Origin of the sequence: Bradyrhizobium manausense (assembly GCF_001440035.1) — a bacterium.
GTDB lineage: Bacteria > Pseudomonadota > Alphaproteobacteria > Rhizobiales > Xanthobacteraceae > Bradyrhizobium > Bradyrhizobium manausense.
Genome location: NZ_LJYG01000108.1, coordinates 188800 through 207822, shown reverse-complemented (window position 1 = coordinate 207822; position 19023 = coordinate 188800). Strand labels below are relative to the sequence as shown.

Below are 19023 nucleotides of genomic sequence, written 5' to 3'. Positions count from 1 at the left end.
CATGACGCTGACGCTGACGATCCTGGGCTGCGGCTCCTCCGCCGGTGTTCCGCGTCCCGCCCTCGGCTGGGGCGCATGCGATCCGACCAATCCGAAGAATCGCCGCCGCCGCTGCTCACTGCTGGTCGAGCGGAAGTCCGAGCATGGCACGACGCGGATCGTGATCGACACCTCGCCGGACCTGCGCGAGCAACTGCTCTCGACCAACGTCGACCACATCGACGCGGTGTTCCTGACCCACGAGCACGCCGACCAGACCCATGGCATGGACGATCTGCGCTCGGTCGTCATGCACATGCGCCGCCGCATCCCGACCTATTTCAACCAGTCGACCGCCAAGGACATCATGGCGCGGTTCTCCTATTGCTTCATTTCGCCGGAGGGCAGCGACTACCCGCCGATCCTGACACGGCATTCGATCGAGGCGGGCGAGAGCCAGACTATTCTTGGGAAGGGCGGCGCCGTGACGATGACGGCCTTCCTGGTCCAGCACGGGAACATTCCTGCGCTCGGCTATCGTATCGGCGATGCCGCTTACACGCCGGACCTCAATGACATCCCACGCGAGAGCTGGGGCGCGCTGGAAAATCTCGACCTCTGGATCGTCGACGGCCTGCGCTACACCAGCCACGTCAGCCATTTCAGCATCAACGACGCTTTGTCGTGGATCGAGCGCTTCAAGCCGAAGCGCGCCGTGATCACCAACATGACGGCGGACGTCGATTATGAGGTGATCCGGCAGACTCTGCCCGCAGGCGTGGTGCCGGCCTATGACGGCCTGCAGCTGGAGACACATTGACCTACCAGGCGTAGCGCACCGCAGCTTTGCGGGTATGGCCGCGCACTATACGCTCGACAGCCTGCGAACCCGACGCCAATTAGGTCGAGATCGCCTTCGCCGACCCAACTTCGTTGCGCAGCAGGAATTTCTGGATCTTGCCGGTCGACGTCTTCGGGATCGGTCCGAACACGACGGCCTTCGGCGTCTTGAAGCCACTCATATGCGTGCGGCAGAAGGCGATGATGTCGGCCTCGCTTGCGCTTGCGCCGTCCTTCAGCTCGACGAAGGCGCAGGGCACTTCGCCCCATTTCGGATCGGGCTTTGCCACCACCGCGGCGAACAGCACGGCCGGATGCTTGTAGAGGATATCCTCGACCTCGACGGAAGAGATGTTCTCGCCGCCGGAGATGATGATGTCCTTGGAGCGATCCTTGATGATGACATAGCCGTGCTCGTCGAGCACGCCGAGGTCGCCGGTGTGAAACCAGCCGCCCTCGAAGGCTTCCTTGGTCGCCTTCTCGTTCTTGAGGTAGCCCTTCATCACGATATTGCCGCGGAACATGACCTCGCCGATGGTCTCGCCGTCGCGCGGGACCTCCTGCATGGTCTGCGGATCGATCACGGTGACGCTTTCCTCGAGCGGGTAGGGAACGCCCTGGCGGCGCTTCATGCGGGCGCGCTCGGCAGGCGCAAGCTCGTCCCAGCCCGGCTGCTCGGCGCAGACCGAGGCGGGGCCGTAGACCTCGGTCAGGCCATACACATGGGTGAGCTTGATGCCGATGTTTTCGGCGCCTTCCAACACCGCGACCGGCGGCGCTGCGCCGGCGATGAGGCCGACGACGCGGCGTGCCGCGTTGCCCCGTGGCGCATCGGGCGCATTGATCAGCGTGTTGTACACGATCGGCGCGCCGCACATGTGGGTGACGCCGTGCTGCCTGATCAGCTCGAAAATCTTGGTCGGCTCGACCTTGCGCAAGCAGACATTGATGCCGGCCGAGGCCGCGATCGTCCAGGGGAAGCACCAGCCGTTGCAGTGGAACATCGGCAGGGTCCAGAGATAGACCGGATGCTGGCCGAGATTGCCGGCGAGGATGTTGCTGACGGCGTTGAGATACGCGCCGCGATGATGGGTGACGACGCCCTTGGGATTGCCGGTGGTGCCCGAGGTGTAGCTCAGCGCGATCGCGTCCCATTCGTCGCTTGGCAGGATTGCCGTGAAGTTCGGGTCGCCTTGCGCGACGGCGGCTTCATATTCGATCTCGCCGATGCGCTTGCCACCCTTGAACGCGGCATCGTCGACGTCGATCACGAACGGCTTTGGCCCGGTCATCTGCGCCAGCGCATCGGTGATGACGCCTGAAAATTCAGGATCGACCAGGATGATCTTGGCGGCCCCATGGTCGAGCTGGAAGGCGATGGAGGGCGGATCGAGGCGGATGTTGAGAGCGTTGAGCACAGCGCCGGTCATGGGAATTGCGAAATGCGCCTCGTTCATTGCCGGAGTGTTCGGCAGCATCGCAGCGACGGTGTCGCCGACGCCGATGCCTTTGCTGGCAAGATAGGAGGCAAAGCGCTTGCAGCGCTCATGCGTCTGCCTCCAAGTGAAGCTGCGGCCCTCATAGACCGTGCTGATGTGATCGGGATAGACGCCGGCGCTGCGCGCGAGGAAGCTCAGCGGCGACAGCGGCACATAATTGGCGGGGGTCTTGTCGAGGCCGATATCGTACTGGTTCTGCCGCTCACTCATCGACACCCTCCTCGATGCCATGCGTTACAGGAATCCGATCGAGATCCAGGGGAACACCGCGACGACGATCAATCCCACCAGCAGCGCCAGCAGATAACCCCAGATCGGCCTGATGCCCTCGGCAGGCTCAACGCGTCCGATGGCACAGGCAGCATAATAACCGACGCCGAACGGCGGCGCGAATAGCCCGATACCCATCGCAAGAATGATGATCATGGCGTAGTGCACCTCGTGCACGCCAACGGCGCGGGCGATCGGAAACAGCAGCGGCCCGAACAGCACGATCGCCGGGATGCCCTCCAGCACGCTGCCGAGAATGGTGAAGGCCAGGATCGATACGGCGATGAAGCTCGCAGCTCCCCCTGGCAATCCGGTCATGGCGGATGCCAGCGAGCGCGAGAAGCCTGATTGCGTCAGGCCCCAGGCCATGCCGGTGGCCGTGCCGATGATCAGCAGGATCGCGCCCGACAGCGCCGCCGTCTCGACCAGCATCGGAAACAGCCGCTGCCAGTCGAAGCGGCGGTAGATGACGAGACCGACAAGGGCGCCATAGACGATGCCGATGGTCGAGACCTCGGTGGCTGTCGCAATGCCTTCGACGACGGCGTAGCGGATCACGAAGGGCAGCGCGAGCGCGGGCAGGGCGATGACGAAGGTCTTGCCGATCTCGGACGCGGTTGCGCGGCGGACATGGCTCATGTCCTCACGGCGGTAGCGCCACCACACCAGCATGCAGAGCGTGACCGCGAGCACGACGCCTGGCAGCAGGCCGCCGGTGAAGAGGGCGGCGATCGAGACGCCGGTGACCGAGCCGATCGTGATCAGCACCAGGCTCGGCGGAATGGTTTCAGTCTGGGCGCCGGTCGCCGCGAGCAGTGCGACGAGATCGCCGGGCTTGGCGCCACGCTGCTTCATCTCCGGGAACAGCACGGGCGCGACCGCAGCCATGTCGGCGGCCTTGGCGCCTGATATGCCGGACACCAGGTACATGGCGCCGACCAGCACGTAGTGCAGGCCACCGCGGACATGGCCGAGCAGGCTCGCCAGGAACGCCACCATGGCCCGGGCCATGCCCGTCATCTCGATCAGGAGCCCCAGGAACACGAACAGCGGCACGGACAGCAGGATGAGGTGGCTCATGCCCTCGTCCATCCGTCCGACCAGCACCATGACCGGCGTGTGCGTGGTTAGCGCCAGATAGCCGAAGATGGCTAGGCCAAAGCCGAACGCAATGGGAACGCCGGCGAAGACGCAGAAGCCGGCGACGCCGACGAAGAAGATCACGAGGTTGAGATTGCCGAGCGGCCGCAGGTAGGGCTGTGCCAGCCAGAACAGCCCGACCACGAGCGCGACCGACATTGCGGCCGTCAGCACCTTCAGGTAGTCGGCCGCCCGCAAAAGACGCAGCAGCGCGAATGCCGCCATCAGGCAGAGCCCGACCGGCAGCGCGACGGCGCGCCACATGTTCGAAATCTGCAGCGCTGGCGTCGTAATGAAGCTCTCTTCGTAGGCGTAGTCGTAGGCCGGCCAGACGATCATCGCCAGGAACGCCAGCGCGGCAGAGACCGCCACCAGATCGAGCCAGGCCCGCATCGCAGGCGTGGCGCTGGCGACGATCGCGGTCATGCGCATATGCTCGGAGCGGCGGAACGCCACTGCCGCGCCAAGCATGGCCAGCCACAGGAACAGGATCGAGGCAAGCTCGTCCGACCAGATCAGCGGCCGGTGCAAGCCGTAGCGCGCGACCACGCCGGCGAACAGGATCACGATCTCGGCGACGACCAGGATCGCCGCGGGGATCTCGACGGCGAGGCCGAGGATGCGCTCCAGCGAAGCCAGCAACTGAGATCGGCGAGGGGGCTGACCAGCCACCTCGCCCACCATTTCGGTCACCTGAGCCTCGACCTGAGCCATGACGGCCCCAACGCGTTACGACAGCTTGCCGACGGCCTTTTCCAGCAGCTCCCAGGCCTGCTCGCCATATTTGCCCTTCCATTCGGCATAGAAGCCGGCGGAGCGCAGCTTGTCGCGGAATGGCGCGACCGTGGGCTGGTTGAAGGCCAGGCCCTTGCCCGCCAGCTCCTGCTGGAGATTGGCGTTCAGCTTGGCGGTGTCTTCGCGCTCCTTGAGGGCGGCCGCGTTGATATTCTTGGCGACGATGGTCTTGATGTCGTCAGGCAGCGCGGCCCAGGCCCTGCGGTTGGCCAGGAACCAGAATCCGTCCCACATGTGGTTGGTCAGCGAGCAGTATTTCTGCACCTCGTAGAGCTTGGCGGTCGAGATGATCGCCAGCGGGTTCTCCTGGCCCTCGACGATCTTGGTCTGGAGCGCGGAATAGACCTCGGCGAAATTGATCGAGGCGGGCGCGGCGTCGAACGCCTTGAACATCGAGGTCCACAGCGGCGACACCGGCACGCGGATCTTGAAGCCCTTGAAGTCATCGGGTCCGGCGATCGGCTTGGTCGACGACGTGGTCTGGCGGAAGCCGTTGTCCCAGATCTTGTCCATGACCTCGAGGCCGGCCTTCTTGATCTCGCCGCGGACAAAGGCGCCGAGCTCGCCATCCATGGCCTTCCAGACCGTGTCGTAGTCCGGGAATGCGAAGCCGATGCCATTGATGGACGCGGCCGGCACCAGGGTCGACAGGATCAGGCCCGACAGCGTGAAGAACTCGACGCCGCCGGAGCGGATCTGGCTCAGCATGTCGGTGTCGGAGCCGAGCTGGTTGTTCGGAAAGATCTGGAGGTCGAACTTGCCGCCGGTCTCGCTCTTGATCGCCGCGGCCATCTCCTTGGCGCGGACGTTCAGCGGGTGCGAGTCAGGCAGGTTGTTGGCGTATTTGTAGGAGAACGCGGCGGCCTGGGCACGGGCCACATAGGGCGCGCTGACCCCGCCAAAAACGGCGGTCGCGGCGGTGGCCTTGAGAAGCGTGCGGCGGGAAAAACGCGTTGAAAGGACCATGGGTCTGCTTCCTCGGAAGTTTGTTCTTGTTGTGAGACGCAAACCTATACGGACGTCTGGTCGGCAGTCATCTGCGATCTCGTGGAGCTCGCTTATTGCAGCCGGACAGGGTCACGGCAATATCGGCTTTCGATGTGGGGCAGCCGCGATCCAAAACGCGAAAACAACCCCATGCACAGTAGCCGTCAAGTGTGGAGAACCGAGGCTGAAATCGACGCTGGAGCGAAGGCGGCGTGGCAGCAATTCGGCCTAAACATTTGATCTAATTCGAGATAAATATATTCCATAATATACCTTATGCGAATTACGGATATGGACCCCGGGTAACCTGTCGATTGGTTGGATCTGAGTCCTTCGCGCTGGGTTCAATTCTGGGAGCTGATCGATTCAATCCGCGCCCGTCGTCCGCAAATGAGCGTGATCGTCGCAACGGCCTACATGGACGAAGCCAGTCGATTCGACTGGCTCGCTGCCATGGATGACGGCAAGGTGATCGCCCAGGGTGCCCCGAAGGAGATCCTCGCCAAGGCAAGCAAGAGCAGCCTCGACGAAGCCTTCATTGCCCTGCTCCCGCCGGAAAAGCGTGGCCAACATCAGGAGGTCATCGTACCGCCGCGCACCGAGAGCGACGACAACACGGCGGCGATCGAGACCCAAGGGCTTACGCGCCGGTTCGGCGATTTCGTCGCCGTGGATCATGTGAGCGTCAGCATCGGGCGCGGCGAGATTTTCGGATTCCTCGGCTCCAACGGCTGCGGAAAAACCACCACGATGAAAATGATGACGGGGCTTCTGCCCGTGACCGAGGGTTCGGCCAAGCTGTTCGGGAAACCGATGGCGGCCGATGACATGGAAGCGCGGCAGAACGTCGGTTACATGTCGCAGGCCTTCTCGCTTTACGGTGAGTTGACCGTGCGGCAGAATCTCGAACTGCACGCCCACCTCTATCATCTGCCAGCGGACGAGATCGAAGCCAGGATCGGCGAGCTGCTGGACAAATATGATCTGAAGGATGTGGATGGCGCCAAGCCGGAAAGCCTGCCTCTTGGAGTCAAGCAGCGGCTGCAGCTTGCCGTTGCCGTGCTGCATCGGCCGCTCATGCTGATTCTCGACGAGCCCACGTCGGGCGTCGATCCGGTCGCCAGGGACGCTTTCTGGCGCACCCTGATCGATCTGTCGCGCAAGGACGGCGTCACCATTTTCCTCTCGACGCACTTCATGAACGAAGCGGAGCGCTGCGACCGGATCTCGCTGATGCATCAGGGACGGGTGCTCGCGGTCGGGGCACCAAAGGAACTGGTCGCGAGCCGAAACAGCGCTTCTCTGGAAGACGCGTTCATTTCCTATCTGGAGGAGGCTGGCGGAGCCGCCAAGGACAAGACATCCAAACCGTCGCCGGTGCGAGCACCCGCGGAAGCTGCCGCGGCTCCCATGCCATTGGCATCGCCCCCGGTCGGCGGGACCCGCTCGACGAGACGCTTCGATCCTGGACGGATGTGGGCCTATGCGCGGCGCGAAACCATGGAGCTGTTGCGCGATCCCATCCGGCTGGCATTCGCGTTCGTCGGCCCCGTCATTCTCATGCTGGCGATGGGGTATGGCATCACGTTCGACGTCGAGAACCTGAAATATGCAGCTTTCGATCAGGACCAGACTCCTGAAAGCCGCAGACTGCTCGAAAGCTTCTCCGGGTCGCATTACTTTTCCGAGCGTCCCCCGATCGGCTCGACGGCGGAGTTGGAGCGACGCATGCGGAGCGGTGAACTGGCGGTCGCGGTCGAAATTCCGGCCGGGTTCGGCCGCGATCTCGCCGACCTTCATCCACCGGAGGCGGCATTCTGGATCGACGGCGCCATGCCATTCCGGGGCGAGACGACCAAAGGCTACGTGACCGGCCTGCTGATGCGCTACGCGCAGGACCTCGTGACGGAACGCTTCGGTCCCAATCCGCCAAGCAACATCCGCCTGGGCAGCGTGAAAATCGAGAACCGCTTCCGCTACAACCAGGCCTTCAAGAGTGCTTTTTCCATGGTTCCGAGCGTCATCGTGATCATGCTCGTTCTCATTCCCGCCATCATGGCAACCATCGGCGTGGTGCGCGAGGTGGAGACCGGATCGATCGCCAATTTTCGATCGACGCCCATCAGCAAGTTTGAATTTCTCCTCGGCAAGCAGTTCCCCTATGTCGTGGTCGGAATGCTGACGTTCGTCATCCTGGTCCTGATGGCCCTCGTTGTTTTTGGCGTACCGGTCAAGGGGTCTTTGGGAGCACTCACGTTAGGAGCCCTGCTCTACGTCTTATCGACTTGCGGTTTCGGGCAACTGGTCTCGACCTTCACGAAAACCCAGGTCGCTGCCGTGTTTGCAACCACGGTCCTGTCCATCATCCCGGTGACGAATTTTTCGGGCCTGCTGGTGCCGGTGTCGTCGCTCACCGGCGCCGGCAGGGCCATCGGCCTGGCTTTTCCCGCGGCCTGGTTCCAGCCGATCAGCGTCGGCACCTTCACAAAAGGGCTGACCTATTCCGATCTCGGGTTCAACGCGCTCATCCTTGCGGTGTTCGCGGCCGGATTCTTCGCAGCCGCTCATTTCTTCCTCCGGAAGCAGGAGACCTGAGATGTCGATGGTGCGCGGCCGAGCAGACTCGCGAGAACGGTCGACGCTGCAGTCGGGGACGCCGACCGAGCGCCTCCACGGAGAACGGCTTGCCAAGCTCCGGCTGCACTTGACCAACATCTTCCGCTTGACGATCAAGGAGCTGCGCAGCTTCCGCTCCGACCCGATCATGTTGGCGCTCGTTGTCTGGTCCTTCACCATTGCCATCCACGCTGCCGCAACCGGCGCCTCGACCGAGGCGACCAACCTTGCGGTTGGAATCGTCGATGAGGATCGCTCCGATCTTTCACGCCGCATCGGCGATGGCCTGACACCCCCCACCTTCAAGCGGGTGCTGCAGCTGCAGCCTTCCGAAATCGACCCTGCCATGAACTCGCAACGCGTCATCTTCGCGATCGAGATTCCTCCTCGATTTCAGCAGGATATTCTGGAGGGTCGGCAACCCACGGTGCAGATCAACGTCGATGCCACGGCCGCCGCCCAAGCCTTCAACGGCATGACCTATATCCAGAACGTGATCACGAACTACGTGCTGGATTTCATTTCCGGGCGCGAGGGGCTGGCCATGCCCCCGCTCAAGCTGGTCACCCAGGTCAAGTTCAATCCGAACTTGACGTCGAGCTGGTTCACGTCTGTGATGGGTATAGTCAGCAACCTGACCATGATCACGGTGATGCTGACCGGGGCCGCCCTGATCCGCGAACGCGAGCAAGGCACGGTCGAACATCTGCTCGTCATGCCCGTCGTTCCGACCGAGATCATGCTGTCCAAGATCCTCGCGAACGGCGTCGTCATCGTGCTTTCGACGACCATATCACTCGCACTTGTCGTCGAGTGGTGGCTGCAAGTGCCGGTCGCCGGATCGCGTCTGCTATTCCTGGGCGGCGCGTGCGTCTACGTATTCACCGTCGCCGCACTCGGGATTGCGCTCGGCACCATCGCCTCGACGATGGCCCAGTTCGGCCTGCTCTCGATCCCGGTGCTGCTGGTCATGATGCTGCTTTCCGGCAGCACGACGCCTCTGGAGAGCATGCCAGTCTGGCTGAAATACCTGATGCTGGTCATCAGCCCGACACCACATTTCGTGATTTTTGCGCAGGACGTGCTTTACCGGGGCGCAGATGCTTACGCTGTCTGGCCGGAGATCGTTGCCATAGCCGCGATCGGCTGTGTCCTTTTTAGTGTTGCCCTGTACCGCTTCCGCCGCGTGATTTTTAGCGGCTGAGGAGCCGACAGACCGTCTGATCACTCCCCGGCGCCAGGCCCCGCAATGCCGGTCAAGAGCTATCCCGCCGCTGGCAGGACACGCATCGACCGACGTTTGGCATGGGCCAGCAGCAAGGCAACGGTTGCTGAAGCGAGGCGCGTCCGCAGCTTGTCCGAACTGCTTGTCAAGACGATCGGAACGCGGGCTCCCAGCACTATTGCCGCGCCAACGGCTCCCGACATGAACATCAGCTGTTTGACCAACATGTTTCCGGATTCGATATCGGGCACGAGCAGAATGTTCGCTCTGCCGGCCACTGGCGATGAGATATGCTCCTGCTGGGCAGCCTCGGCGCTCACCGCGGTGTCAAACGCAAGCGGGCCGTCGACCAGGGCGCCGGAAATCTGTCCCCGATCCGCCATCTTGCACAGCGCAGCCGCTTCCACGGTCGACGGGATCTTCTTGGTGACGTGTTCGACCGCCGAGAGTATCGCAAGCCTCGGTTCATCGAAACGAAGGACGTTCGCCAGATCTATCGCGTTTTGGCAGATGTCGCGTTTCTCGGCCAAACTCGGAAATATGTTGATGCCGGCATCGGTGATGATGAGTGGACTCGCGTAACTTGGTATGTCCATGACGAAGGCATGACTCATGCGCCGCTCGGTCCGAAGACCTGTCCCGGCCATGACAGCTTCATGCAACAATTCGTTTGCCCGCAAGCTCCCCTTGATGATGACTTCCGCCTTGCCTTCTCTTGCAAGCGCCACCGCTGCGGCTGCTGCCGCAGCCCCGGGCGGGCAATCGACGATTTCGCATGCCGTTAGATCCAATGAGGCCGCCTCGGCGACCGAACGAATGCTCTTTTCGGGACCGACCAGAATCGGATTGATCAGCCGGGTTTCCGACGCGCGGATGGCCGCCTCAAGCGAGGCGCGATCGCAGGGATCAGCAACCGCGGCGTGAACAGGTTCGAGCTCCGCGCAGTGCTTGAACAGTTCGTGATAACGATCCTGTTGCGTGCTCGAGACCTCCGGCAGGGCGGATCGTGGCCGCTCTGTCGTTTCTGCTTGATCTTCCATGATCACTCCCTTGGCGAGACTTGGCCGGTCACGACGCTTTTTGGCGAGCCGGCGTCGGTCTCGGGATCCAGATTGCCTCGATGATCAACCACCAGGCTTCGGCGAAGTAAGGACTAGGACGGTGGCGCAAATTCCATCTGGTAGTTTCATTGCTCCGGCAAATTCTTCGCATTGGGCAGGGACAGGCTTTCATCGCCAACATCCTCCGCGTGCACAATGCTAAGCCGGCGGACGTCGATGGTCTTGATGTGGGTCAATGCAATCCGGCGCAGTTCCCGCGTGACGGGCCGCCTTCACACGCTCCATCAAAAACCTCTGACCGGTCGCGGCTCGTTGATCTCGATCAATGGTACGCAGGACGATCCGAGGATCGATCGCTATCGAGCCGACCTTCTTGAGCCTCGGCCTGCTCGCCGGCCTCGTTGTGATCCGCACCTTCCTGAGCTGGACTCTGACGCTCGACGATCGAGGGCCGCTGGCCCTGGCAGCACGAGCCGGTGTCGGCGCGCGCGACCGAGCGCCAGCAAAGCTCTCCGGAAGCTGTTGGAAGCTAAGGCCCGGTTAGGCGCCCTCCCGAGTGGAAGCCCCTTCGACGGGCTCGTGCGACCGGGGGCTCTCCGCACCTCGAATGAAAAGTTCGAAAGTGTGGGCCAGTTCATAGAATCGTTGGCGCCGGAACAGCAAAGTTGGAGTAGCGACTTTGGGTTGAGGAGCTGCGGCCTTCGCGACCGAAGGCAGGGGGCAAGATTCTTATGGCCGAGCCTGCCGATTTCATGCAACCTTTAGATGTGCAGACATAATAAGTATGCATTAGGTGTATTTTGGCGGGGCCGCGACGACAGTTCGGCCGCCAGCCACCAGGGGAGGCACAGGACATGCGGCGCGATTTGACGATCAAGACGGGCAGCATGAGCGGCACTTCGGACTTCAGGGTGCTGGCTCCGATCAAGAAGGGGTTCGTGCCGTCCCTTGACGCGACGACGTACAAGACACGCGCCAAATATGTCCTGCGCGCGCTGAATGGCGGCCGGGCAAGCGCGTTTGAATACGAACTCGCCCGCGTCCTGTCCGATTCAGTGGATCGTGTCGGGCGCATCCACTCGGTGGGAGTCGCAGTGCTCGAGCCGGAGGACGACGCAGTGGACGCCGTCGACTATGTGCTCCTGACCGCGACATTCGACGGCTCCTGGGAAGCCTATGTCCGCGTCATCTGGCAGAAGGCCGCGCGGCTGCTCGACCTTATCTTCTGCAACACCGAGGGCTATGTGCTCGGTTATGAGAACACCTATGAGGACTGGGGCATTTGGCTGAAGAGCAGGCAGTCGGAGGCCTACTTCCTCTACGCCACGCCCGACCTGACCGTGGACGACACGCGGTTTCTGCGGATGGAGGAGCGCGTCTATCGGCGCGTATCGGGCACTGATGCAGACCAGATCGTCACCCGGATCAGAATTCCCTCCCCCGAAGATATTGCGCGGCGCTCCATATTCGAGGTCGACGGAGCGATCGGCGCCGATCCCACCAATGCCGGCTTCAGCAAGCCGCTCACGATTGCGGCTGCCGGTCGGCCCGCTTTCTATCACGGCATACGCGCGCTGGCCGCGCTGTACCATCTGGCCGATTTCTATCCGCCCGGCACGCACGATGGGCAGACCCTGCACCGCGCTGCGCATGAGCTGCTGCCGGAACTGGTGCTGATGCTGAACGACAGCGCCACCTACGGCGACGGCATCAAGCGCGCCCTCCTGCGTTATGAAGAGGCCGTGCGCTGGCTGATGACCCCGCCCAACGTCGCGGCGCCGCGGCGCAACCTTCCCCTCGCGCTGCCGGCCGAGCCGCCGTTGCAGGATCGGGGCAACGTGCAGGGCGGGATCCTGACCGCCTACCCCGATTCCGATCACGGTTGCCTGCTGCTGTTGCAGCTCGCGACCCCGGCCGCATTGGCGGCGTTTCTGAACGTGCTTCAGGTGACCTCCGAAGCGGATGCTCCGACCCCGGGGCAGATCGTCGCCAATATCGCCTTCACGGTCGAGGGACTGCGTCACGCCGGACTGTCCGATGATGAGGTCCGCTCATTGCCCGAGGAATTCGTGCAGGGCATGGAACGACGCGCCGGTTTGCTCGGCGACGTGCGCTGGAATCATCCCCAGCGATGGCGCCTGCCGGCAAGCAACTGGGCGCTCGGCATTGAGGCGCCGGACCTGCGCGAGGATGACCCGGCGCCGCGCATCAACATGAGCGCCGTCCATGCGGTGCTCCAGCTGCGCCACTTGTCCACGGCGACGCCGATGGCGGAGACCAGAGCAGCGCTGATGGCCGAGATGAAGCGTCTGGTCGACGTGGATCCCGGCGTCAAGCCGCTCTCGATCCAGTGGATGCAGCGCCAGCGCGATGCGGCGGGCAACGTGCAGGACCATTTCGGTTTCACCGACGGCACTTCGAACCCTGTGCTGCGGCAAAGCGATGCCGGCTCGCGTTATTCCAACCAGGTGCATCTCGGCGAAATCCTGTGTGGCTACCCGAACCTGGCCGACGAGAAGGCCCCGTTCGGCGACGAAACCAATCGCATTCATGCGTTCCTTCGCGACGGCAGCTTCCTGGCGGTACGCAAGCTGCGGCAGGACGTGGAACAGCTCGAACAGGTCCTTCGCGACGCGCGCCAGGCAACAGAGGCCGTTGCCGGTGGCTCCGCCCCGCCCCTGACGCGCGAGATGCTTCTCGCCAAGATGATGGGACGCTGGCCTACCGGCCATCAAAAGGCTGGCCAGCCCCTCATCCCGAATCCGCCAACCGAGCCGCAGGGCAATGACTTCAATTATGATGGCGACACGCAGGCCCAATCGTGCCCCTATCACGCCCATATACGCCGTGCCAATCCGCGGGTGACGATCACACCGGCGGATGCCGGCGCCCGGCCGCCCCGCATCGTCAGGCGCGGCATGTCCTACGGACCGCCCATCAAGCGCGATGACCCGCAAGCCGCCAAGGATGCGCTACAGCAGGAACGCGGGCTCGTCTTCATGGCCTACAACGCCAGCCTCGGCGAGCAGTTCGAGGTGGTGCAGAGTTGGCTCGTCGGAGGCAACAGCTCGGGCGCCTTTTCCGGGGAGAGCGATCCGTTCCTAGGCCTCGCCGAGCCGGGCCGGCTCCGACATTTCCGTTTCGAGCATGGCGGCAAGACGGTTCATATGCCGCTCGACGGGTCCGATCGACTCCACGACGAGCCTCGCCCGTTCGTCCGCCTGGAATGGGGAACCTATCTGTTCGCGCCATCGAAGAAGGCGCTCGCCAGCCTGCAGGAATGGGCGGCGGCCCAAGGCCGCAAGCCGCTGGTGACGTGGAGCGTGGACGACGGCGAAAAAGCGATCGCACGGCTGCGTGAGATCGAGAGCCAGCTCGGCGAAGCCGCGGCGATGGCGGCGTGGAAAACGGCGCTGGAAGATCCGGACTCGGCCTCGCATTTTGTCAACGCATCGATCTGGGCTGCAATCCGCGAGCGCCACGGCGGCGTCCTCCGCACGCCGTTCGGGGTCCTCGTGGCCGACCGCGAGGAGGTGCAGCAAGTCTTTGCCGATTCAGGCACCAAGCTGACGATCACCGGCTACCTGCCCCGCATGCAGCGGTCATTCGGCATTCTGTATCTCGGCCGCGACGCCGGACAGGAAGATCATGCCTATGAGCAGGAATCCGAGATCTGCAACGCCGCGATCATGGCCCTCGACCAGCGGAGCGCATTCGAGATGGCGCGCAAGGTCACGCAGCAGGTGCTTGGCTTCATGGTCAAGCAGACGATTGGCTATGCCGCTGCCGACGGCGCATCGAGCTGGGACCTGACCGTCGAGGGGCACGAACTCGTGAATCCGCTGCTGGGCGCCTTCTGCGAGGAGTGGTTCGGCTTGAGCGAGAATGGCGGCTACTTCCGTCGCGGCGGCTACCGCTGGGACTGGAAGGCGGGCGATCCCCCCTTCTATCCCGGCCATTTCCTGTCGCCATCGCGCTACATCTTCCAGCCCCATCCGAACAAGGAAGTTGAAGCGGTCGGTGCCGCGCATGGCACCGCCGTACGCAGCGCCATGATCGATTTTCTCGACAAGTTCAAGTCGACGATCACGGCTCCCGTGACCCGAGCCGTCCTCGATTCCCCGCGCGCTGCGGGCGACGTCCCGTTCGTGGCGCGCACGATCGCGGGCGCCATGATGGGCTTCATTCCGACCACCGACGGCAACATGCGCAGGATATTGAATGAATGGCTGCGCGAAGGAAATTTGTGGGCCTTGCGTGCGCGCTACGCCGGCACCGTGGCGGCCGACTATACCGATGCTCTCAACCGGCTGAGAGACGACTTCATCCCGGCCATGCAGCTGCGCGCCGTGCCCGAATTGATCTGGCGCACCGCGATCGTCACGCACATGCGAGGAAAGGACGGGCACCAGGTCGAGGTCAGGCCCGGGGACATCGTCGTCGCCGGCGCGGTCTCCGCCACCCAGCAGAACCTCGTCGAAGGCCGTCAGGACATCTATCACGCCTTCGGCGGCAACCGCAGGGTCGCAGGTCACCCAACGCATTCCTGTCCCGGAGCAGATCCGGCACTGGCGGTGATGCTCGGTTTCTTCAGCGCGCTGGTGGAAACGACGCTGCCGTTGCGCCCCGGCCCCATTCCACTGTCTGTGAGCATGACTGGAAGGGTGCCGCCCCAGCAGCAGGGCTGAACCCGAGATGCAGGACGCTTAAGGCGCGCCAGCCAAGGCGCGGATCGTCTGGTCCGCGTGCCAGCGCATGCCAAGCGCGCGGAGCTTTTCGGCAGCCTCGGTTGCAGTCTTCCGCGCCGCCTCGCCCTGCCCTTGCAGGGCGAGAAGCTCGGCGTGCGCAGCCAGATTCAGAGCGGCATCGCGCAGCGAGCCGCGCCAGCCTGCGGAGGTTTCGGCGCGCAGCAACCAGCGCCGGCTACGTCCAAAATCCCCGCGTCGCGCCGCGAGCTTCGCAAGCGCGCGGCAGGCCATCGCCTCGCCCAGCCGCTCGCCCTCGCGCGCGCGGCCCAGCACATGGGCTGCGTACCGCCGTGCTGTCTCGACGTCGCCTTCGGCCGCCGCCGCCTCAACCAGCCAGCTATATTGAACCGAGGTGTAGAAGTGGAAGTTGCGTCGCTCCATCCATTGCGCGGCGTTTCGCAGCTGCTGCAAGCCATCGGCATCGCCGGTCATGGACCAGCGGGCAAAGCCGGACGCAGCGCGGCACGCCGTCAGCATCAAAAGGCTGCGCATGGTCTCGGCGGCGCGGGCGCCCTCCACGGCCAGTTGCTCCGCCTCCTGCCAGCGGCCTTGCCAGACCAACGCGACCGAGACCCAATTGCGCACCGAGCTGACGACCGGATGGGTCGACCCTTCGACCAGGCTCATCGCTTCGTTGAAGCACTCGTGGGCACCCTCGAAATCGCCCCGATCGGCCAGGATGCTGCCCTTGCACGACAGCGAATAGGCCGAGCCGACGGCGATGGCGCCATGGCGGCGGCTGCGCGTCGTCGAGATGGCAGCGTCGATCAAGGCGGTGGCTTGGTCGTACTGACAACTTGCAGCGAGAATCTGGCCCAGCACGGCTTCGGTCCGGGCGATCAGGCGGGGGTCGCCGAGCCTGCGTGCCCATTCCAGTCCCGTTCGTGTGTGTGTCACACCCTCGCGAAAGCGGCCAAAGCCGTAACACATGTAGCCAAGCCACTGATAGGCGCTGGCCGTCGCGCCGGTGTCACCGAGCGATGACGCGATGGCGACCGCCTGTTCGAACACGCTGGTATCGTCGGTCAACGACAGCGGATCGAAGATGTTGGCCATGCCGAGTTTATTCGCCAGCAAGCACCAGCGCAGGGATTGCTCGCGCGAGCGATCCGGCACGCGATCCAGCGCATCCATAGCAGCCTTGTACTGGGACCCGGCAAGGTCCAAGGCGAAGGCCGCCATGGCCTTGTCGCCGGCGCGTTCGGCATAATGGGCCGCGTTTTCCCAATGGCCTGCGCCGCGCGAATGGTAGGCCAGGGCTTCCAGCGTGTCTTCGCGGTCGGCCTGCTCGGACCGTGCCAGCAAACTGGCTTCAATGCGCTGGTGCAAGGCCTGACGCTCGTGCAGGGTGATGGTGTCGTAGACAGCGTCCCGCGTGATGCCGTGCTTGAAGCGAAGGGCGTCCCCGGCCGGATCGGCGAAGAGAAAATCCGCATCGGCCAATCCCCGCAACGTCGCCGGGTCGGGCTCGCTGCCGCAAGCCGCAATGAGCCGACTTTTCGGTACCGTGTTTCCGATCACCGCGGCGGCGCGGACCACCTTCACCTGATCGGGCGGCAGGCGCGCCAGGCGCGAAGCGACCAGGGTGGCGATCCATCCGCCTTGCTTGCTGCGCATTTCGAACGAATCATTGTCGTTGGCAGCGATGGAATGGCACAGCTCTTCGATGAACAGTGGCACCCCGCCGGCATAGGCGTGAACCCGGGCCACGAGGAAGGGGTCGGCTTGCGGCACCCAGCGTCGTACGGCGATGTCGGTTTCTCCTCCCGCAAACGGCCTCAGCAGCAGGTGCGGCGCGCCGGAAATCCACTCGGTGCCGTCGTCGCGCGGCCGGGTGGCGAGGATGAAGCGCGGTCCATTGGGCAATTGCAGGAGTTTCTCCAGCAACTGCCGGCTCGCGTCGTCGGACCATTGCCAATCGTCGATCACCAGCACCAATGGTCCCTGCGCGGACAAGACGGTAAAGAACCCGAGCAGGTCACCGACCACGCCATCGACGGTCATCTGTCCGCCGCGCGCATCAGCCCCGGTCGAGGCCAGTGCGATGATCGTCTCCGCGCGTGGACCGAGTTGGGCGAGCCATGGCTGCAGGGCGTCCCGGGCGGTCTCGTCTGCATCGGCGATCGATGCTTCCGGTCGTATCCCCAATGAGGCGCGCAGCATCTGCAGAAACGGTTGCAGCACCTCGGCACCGACATAGCTCTCGCAACTGCCCCGCAGCAGCTTGAACTGGTCGGTATCGCAGTCTCGCAGCACCTCCTCCAGCAGCCGCGTCTTGCCAAGCCCAGGACCGCCGACGACGACCGCACAACGTCGCGAGGCCGGGTGTGGTTCGCTGAGAAAGCCGGTCAGAAAATCGAATACTTCGTCGCGCCCAACGAAGGGCGTCAAGCCGCGCCGGGACGTTGCGTCAAACCGCCGGGTCACCATGCTTCGTCGCAGCACCGCGCGCGCCTGGGGCATCTCCGGCCCCGCATCAGGCACCTGAATCGGGCCGCCGAGCTCGAAAAAATTCGCATGCGGCCCGAGGGAATCAAGACTGGCGAGGATCTCGCCCGGCGCAGCCCGACGCGACAGATGCGCCGCCGTGTTCACGACATCGCCGACCAGGTCATATCGGCCGGACTCGATATCCCCCTCCATCAAGAGCAAGGTGCCGGCGTGGATGCCCGAATGCATGCGAAGCGGCATCAGGGCCGGCGGCACGCTATCGTGGCGCAACAGCCCGACCCACCGGTGAATATCGATGGCGGCTTCGGCTGCACGACGACCGTCGTCCTCACCCGACCTGGGATAGCCGAACACGGCGAGGACACCATCTCCCTGGGTCCTGATAACCCGGCCGCCATGCTTGGCCACGGCGCGATGCCAGATGTCCCTGAGCTGGCCCAACAGTTCGGAGAGGTGTTCCGATTCGATATCCCGGCCCAGCGCGGTGGACCCGACGAGGTCGGAGAAAAGCACCGTCAGTCGATGACGTTCGCCTTTCAGGTCGCGGGTCTGCGTGATCATCGCTGTCGAGGCCGGCTCGTTGCCAAACAGCAAGCACGGCCCAACTGGCGCCAGACCGGATGCCGCTAGGCATCATACACGCCCATGGGTTGCCGGCTAGCGTCCTGGATCACAAAGGTAAATCTCGCGCGGCGGCATTCGCAAGCGATAGACCGCCTTGAAACCAACCCACCCGTTTAAAACCTGCGTGATCCCGAGTGAGGTCTCCTACTGAGCGGTCACAAACAGTCTCCTGACCGCGGCGACCGGCGCGATGCCCGGGCACGACCAATGCAAGGCTGACACGATGCCGAGTGTCACGCTCGACGCCAACGCCGGGCAGCCGCGAGCCCCGGCGCCCTCTTCCATGCGGCCTTACGGATATTTCCTTAGGTGAACCGCCCGAATTTCGGCCTTCCGACGGATGCGTTAAAGGTTCATCAGCAGCACGAATTCGGCTCGTTGACGATGGAGCCTGCAGTGAATCACTCGATCTACACCGTCGATAAGACGACCCATCTGAAGGTGGTCGTCCTGGTGCTCGTCGGCAGCATCGCCATGATGGCGATCACGCTGACTGCGCGCCTGGCTCGTCCGGAAGTTAGTGCCCAAGCGACGGCGACCCGGACCGTCTACAAGCCTCATCCCGACCACACGCTGACCGTACTGACCCGACCAGAGAAGCATCCGATCTAGATCATTTGACGCAGGGCACCGAATGACCAACGAAGCGATCAAGGCATTGATGGTACTCGCGCTCTACGGAGTGCTTGAGACCGCACTCGTCTCCTCGTCGATCGGCCGATTGGCCAAGCGTATCGTGCCATCCGGAAACCGCCGCGTGCGCGGCAGGTAAATTCATGAGAGGCACC

Annotated in this window: 10 protein-coding genes and 1 pseudogene; 6 read left to right on the top strand and 5 right to left on the bottom strand. The window is 63.6% G+C overall.

Annotated features, from left to right (window positions below):
- Position 1: 1 nt before the first annotated feature.
- Positions 2-799 carry an MBL fold metallo-hydrolase gene (locus AOQ71_RS30975; RefSeq protein ID WP_057755055.1) on the top strand — a complete coding sequence of 266 codons (798 nt, stop codon included), beginning with the start codon at positions 2-4 and terminating at the stop codon, positions 797-799.
- A 79-nt stretch (positions 800-878) separates the two neighbouring features.
- On the opposite strand, the gene AOQ71_RS30970 is transcribed toward AOQ71_RS30975, so the two are convergent.
- From AOQ71_RS30970 to AOQ71_RS30960, 3 genes are read right to left on the bottom strand one after another with little or no spacing between them, the layout of a single operon-like run.
- Positions 879-2528, bottom strand: coding sequence for an acyl-CoA synthetase (locus AOQ71_RS30970; RefSeq protein WP_057755052.1), 1650 nt, complete (start codon positions 2526-2528; stop codon positions 879-881).
- Between the two features lie 24 nt (positions 2529-2552).
- On the bottom strand, positions 2553-4442 hold the full coding sequence (locus AOQ71_RS30965; RefSeq protein ID WP_057755049.1) for a TRAP transporter large permease: 1890 nt from the start codon (positions 4440-4442) through the stop codon (positions 2553-2555).
- 15 nt (positions 4443-4457) lie between these two features.
- A complete protein-coding gene (locus AOQ71_RS30960) occupies positions 4458-5489 on the bottom strand; it encodes a TRAP transporter substrate-binding protein (RefSeq protein WP_057755046.1) in 1032 nt (343 codons plus the stop codon).
- 366 nt (positions 5490-5855) lie between these two features.
- On the opposite strand from AOQ71_RS30960, the pseudogene rbbA reads away from it, so the two are divergent.
- Both rbbA and AOQ71_RS30950 read left to right on the top strand, forming a co-directional pair.
- A pseudogene (rbbA, locus tag AOQ71_RS30955) lies at positions 5856-8105 on the top strand (ribosome-associated ATPase/putative transporter RbbA); the annotation flags it as partial.
- Between the two features lies 1 nt (position 8106).
- A complete protein-coding gene (locus tag AOQ71_RS30950) occupies positions 8107-9330 on the top strand; it encodes an ABC transporter permease (protein WP_245317273.1) in 1224 nt (407 codons plus the stop codon).
- A 59-nt stretch (positions 9331-9389) separates the two neighbouring features.
- Here AOQ71_RS30950 and AOQ71_RS30945 read toward each other — a convergent pair whose 3' ends face one another.
- Positions 9390-10391 carry a bifunctional enoyl-CoA hydratase/phosphate acetyltransferase gene (locus AOQ71_RS30945; RefSeq protein ID WP_063958314.1) on the bottom strand — a complete coding sequence of 334 codons (1002 nt, stop codon included), beginning with the start codon at positions 10389-10391 and terminating at the stop codon, positions 9390-9392.
- Positions 10392-10737: 346 nt separating this feature from the next.
- Here AOQ71_RS30945 and AOQ71_RS30940 point away from each other — a divergent pair, with 346 nt between their 5' ends.
- Both AOQ71_RS30940 and AOQ71_RS30935 read left to right on the top strand, forming a co-directional pair.
- On the top strand, positions 10738-10956 hold the full coding sequence (locus tag AOQ71_RS30940) for a DUF1622 domain-containing protein (protein ID WP_057755043.1): 219 nt from the start codon (positions 10738-10740) through the stop codon (positions 10954-10956).
- Positions 10957-11266: 310 nt separating this feature from the next.
- Positions 11267-15100 carry a Dyp-type peroxidase domain-containing protein gene (locus AOQ71_RS30935; RefSeq protein WP_057755040.1) on the top strand — a complete coding sequence of 1278 codons (3834 nt, stop codon included), beginning with the start codon at positions 11267-11269 and terminating at the stop codon, positions 15098-15100.
- An 18-nt stretch (positions 15101-15118) separates the two neighbouring features.
- On the opposite strand, the gene AOQ71_RS30930 is transcribed toward AOQ71_RS30935, so the two are convergent.
- Positions 15119-18172, bottom strand: a complete 3054-nt coding sequence (locus tag AOQ71_RS30930; RefSeq protein WP_157083702.1) for an ATP-binding protein — start codon at positions 18170-18172, stop codon at positions 15119-15121.
- Positions 18173-18631: 459 nt separating this feature from the next.
- On the opposite strand from AOQ71_RS30930, the gene AOQ71_RS30925 reads away from it, so the two are divergent.
- Positions 18632-18847: a hypothetical protein gene (locus tag AOQ71_RS30925; protein WP_157083701.1), complete on the top strand. Its 216-nt coding sequence runs from the start codon at positions 18632-18634 to the stop codon at positions 18845-18847.
- Positions 18848-19023: the final 176 nt, after the last annotated feature.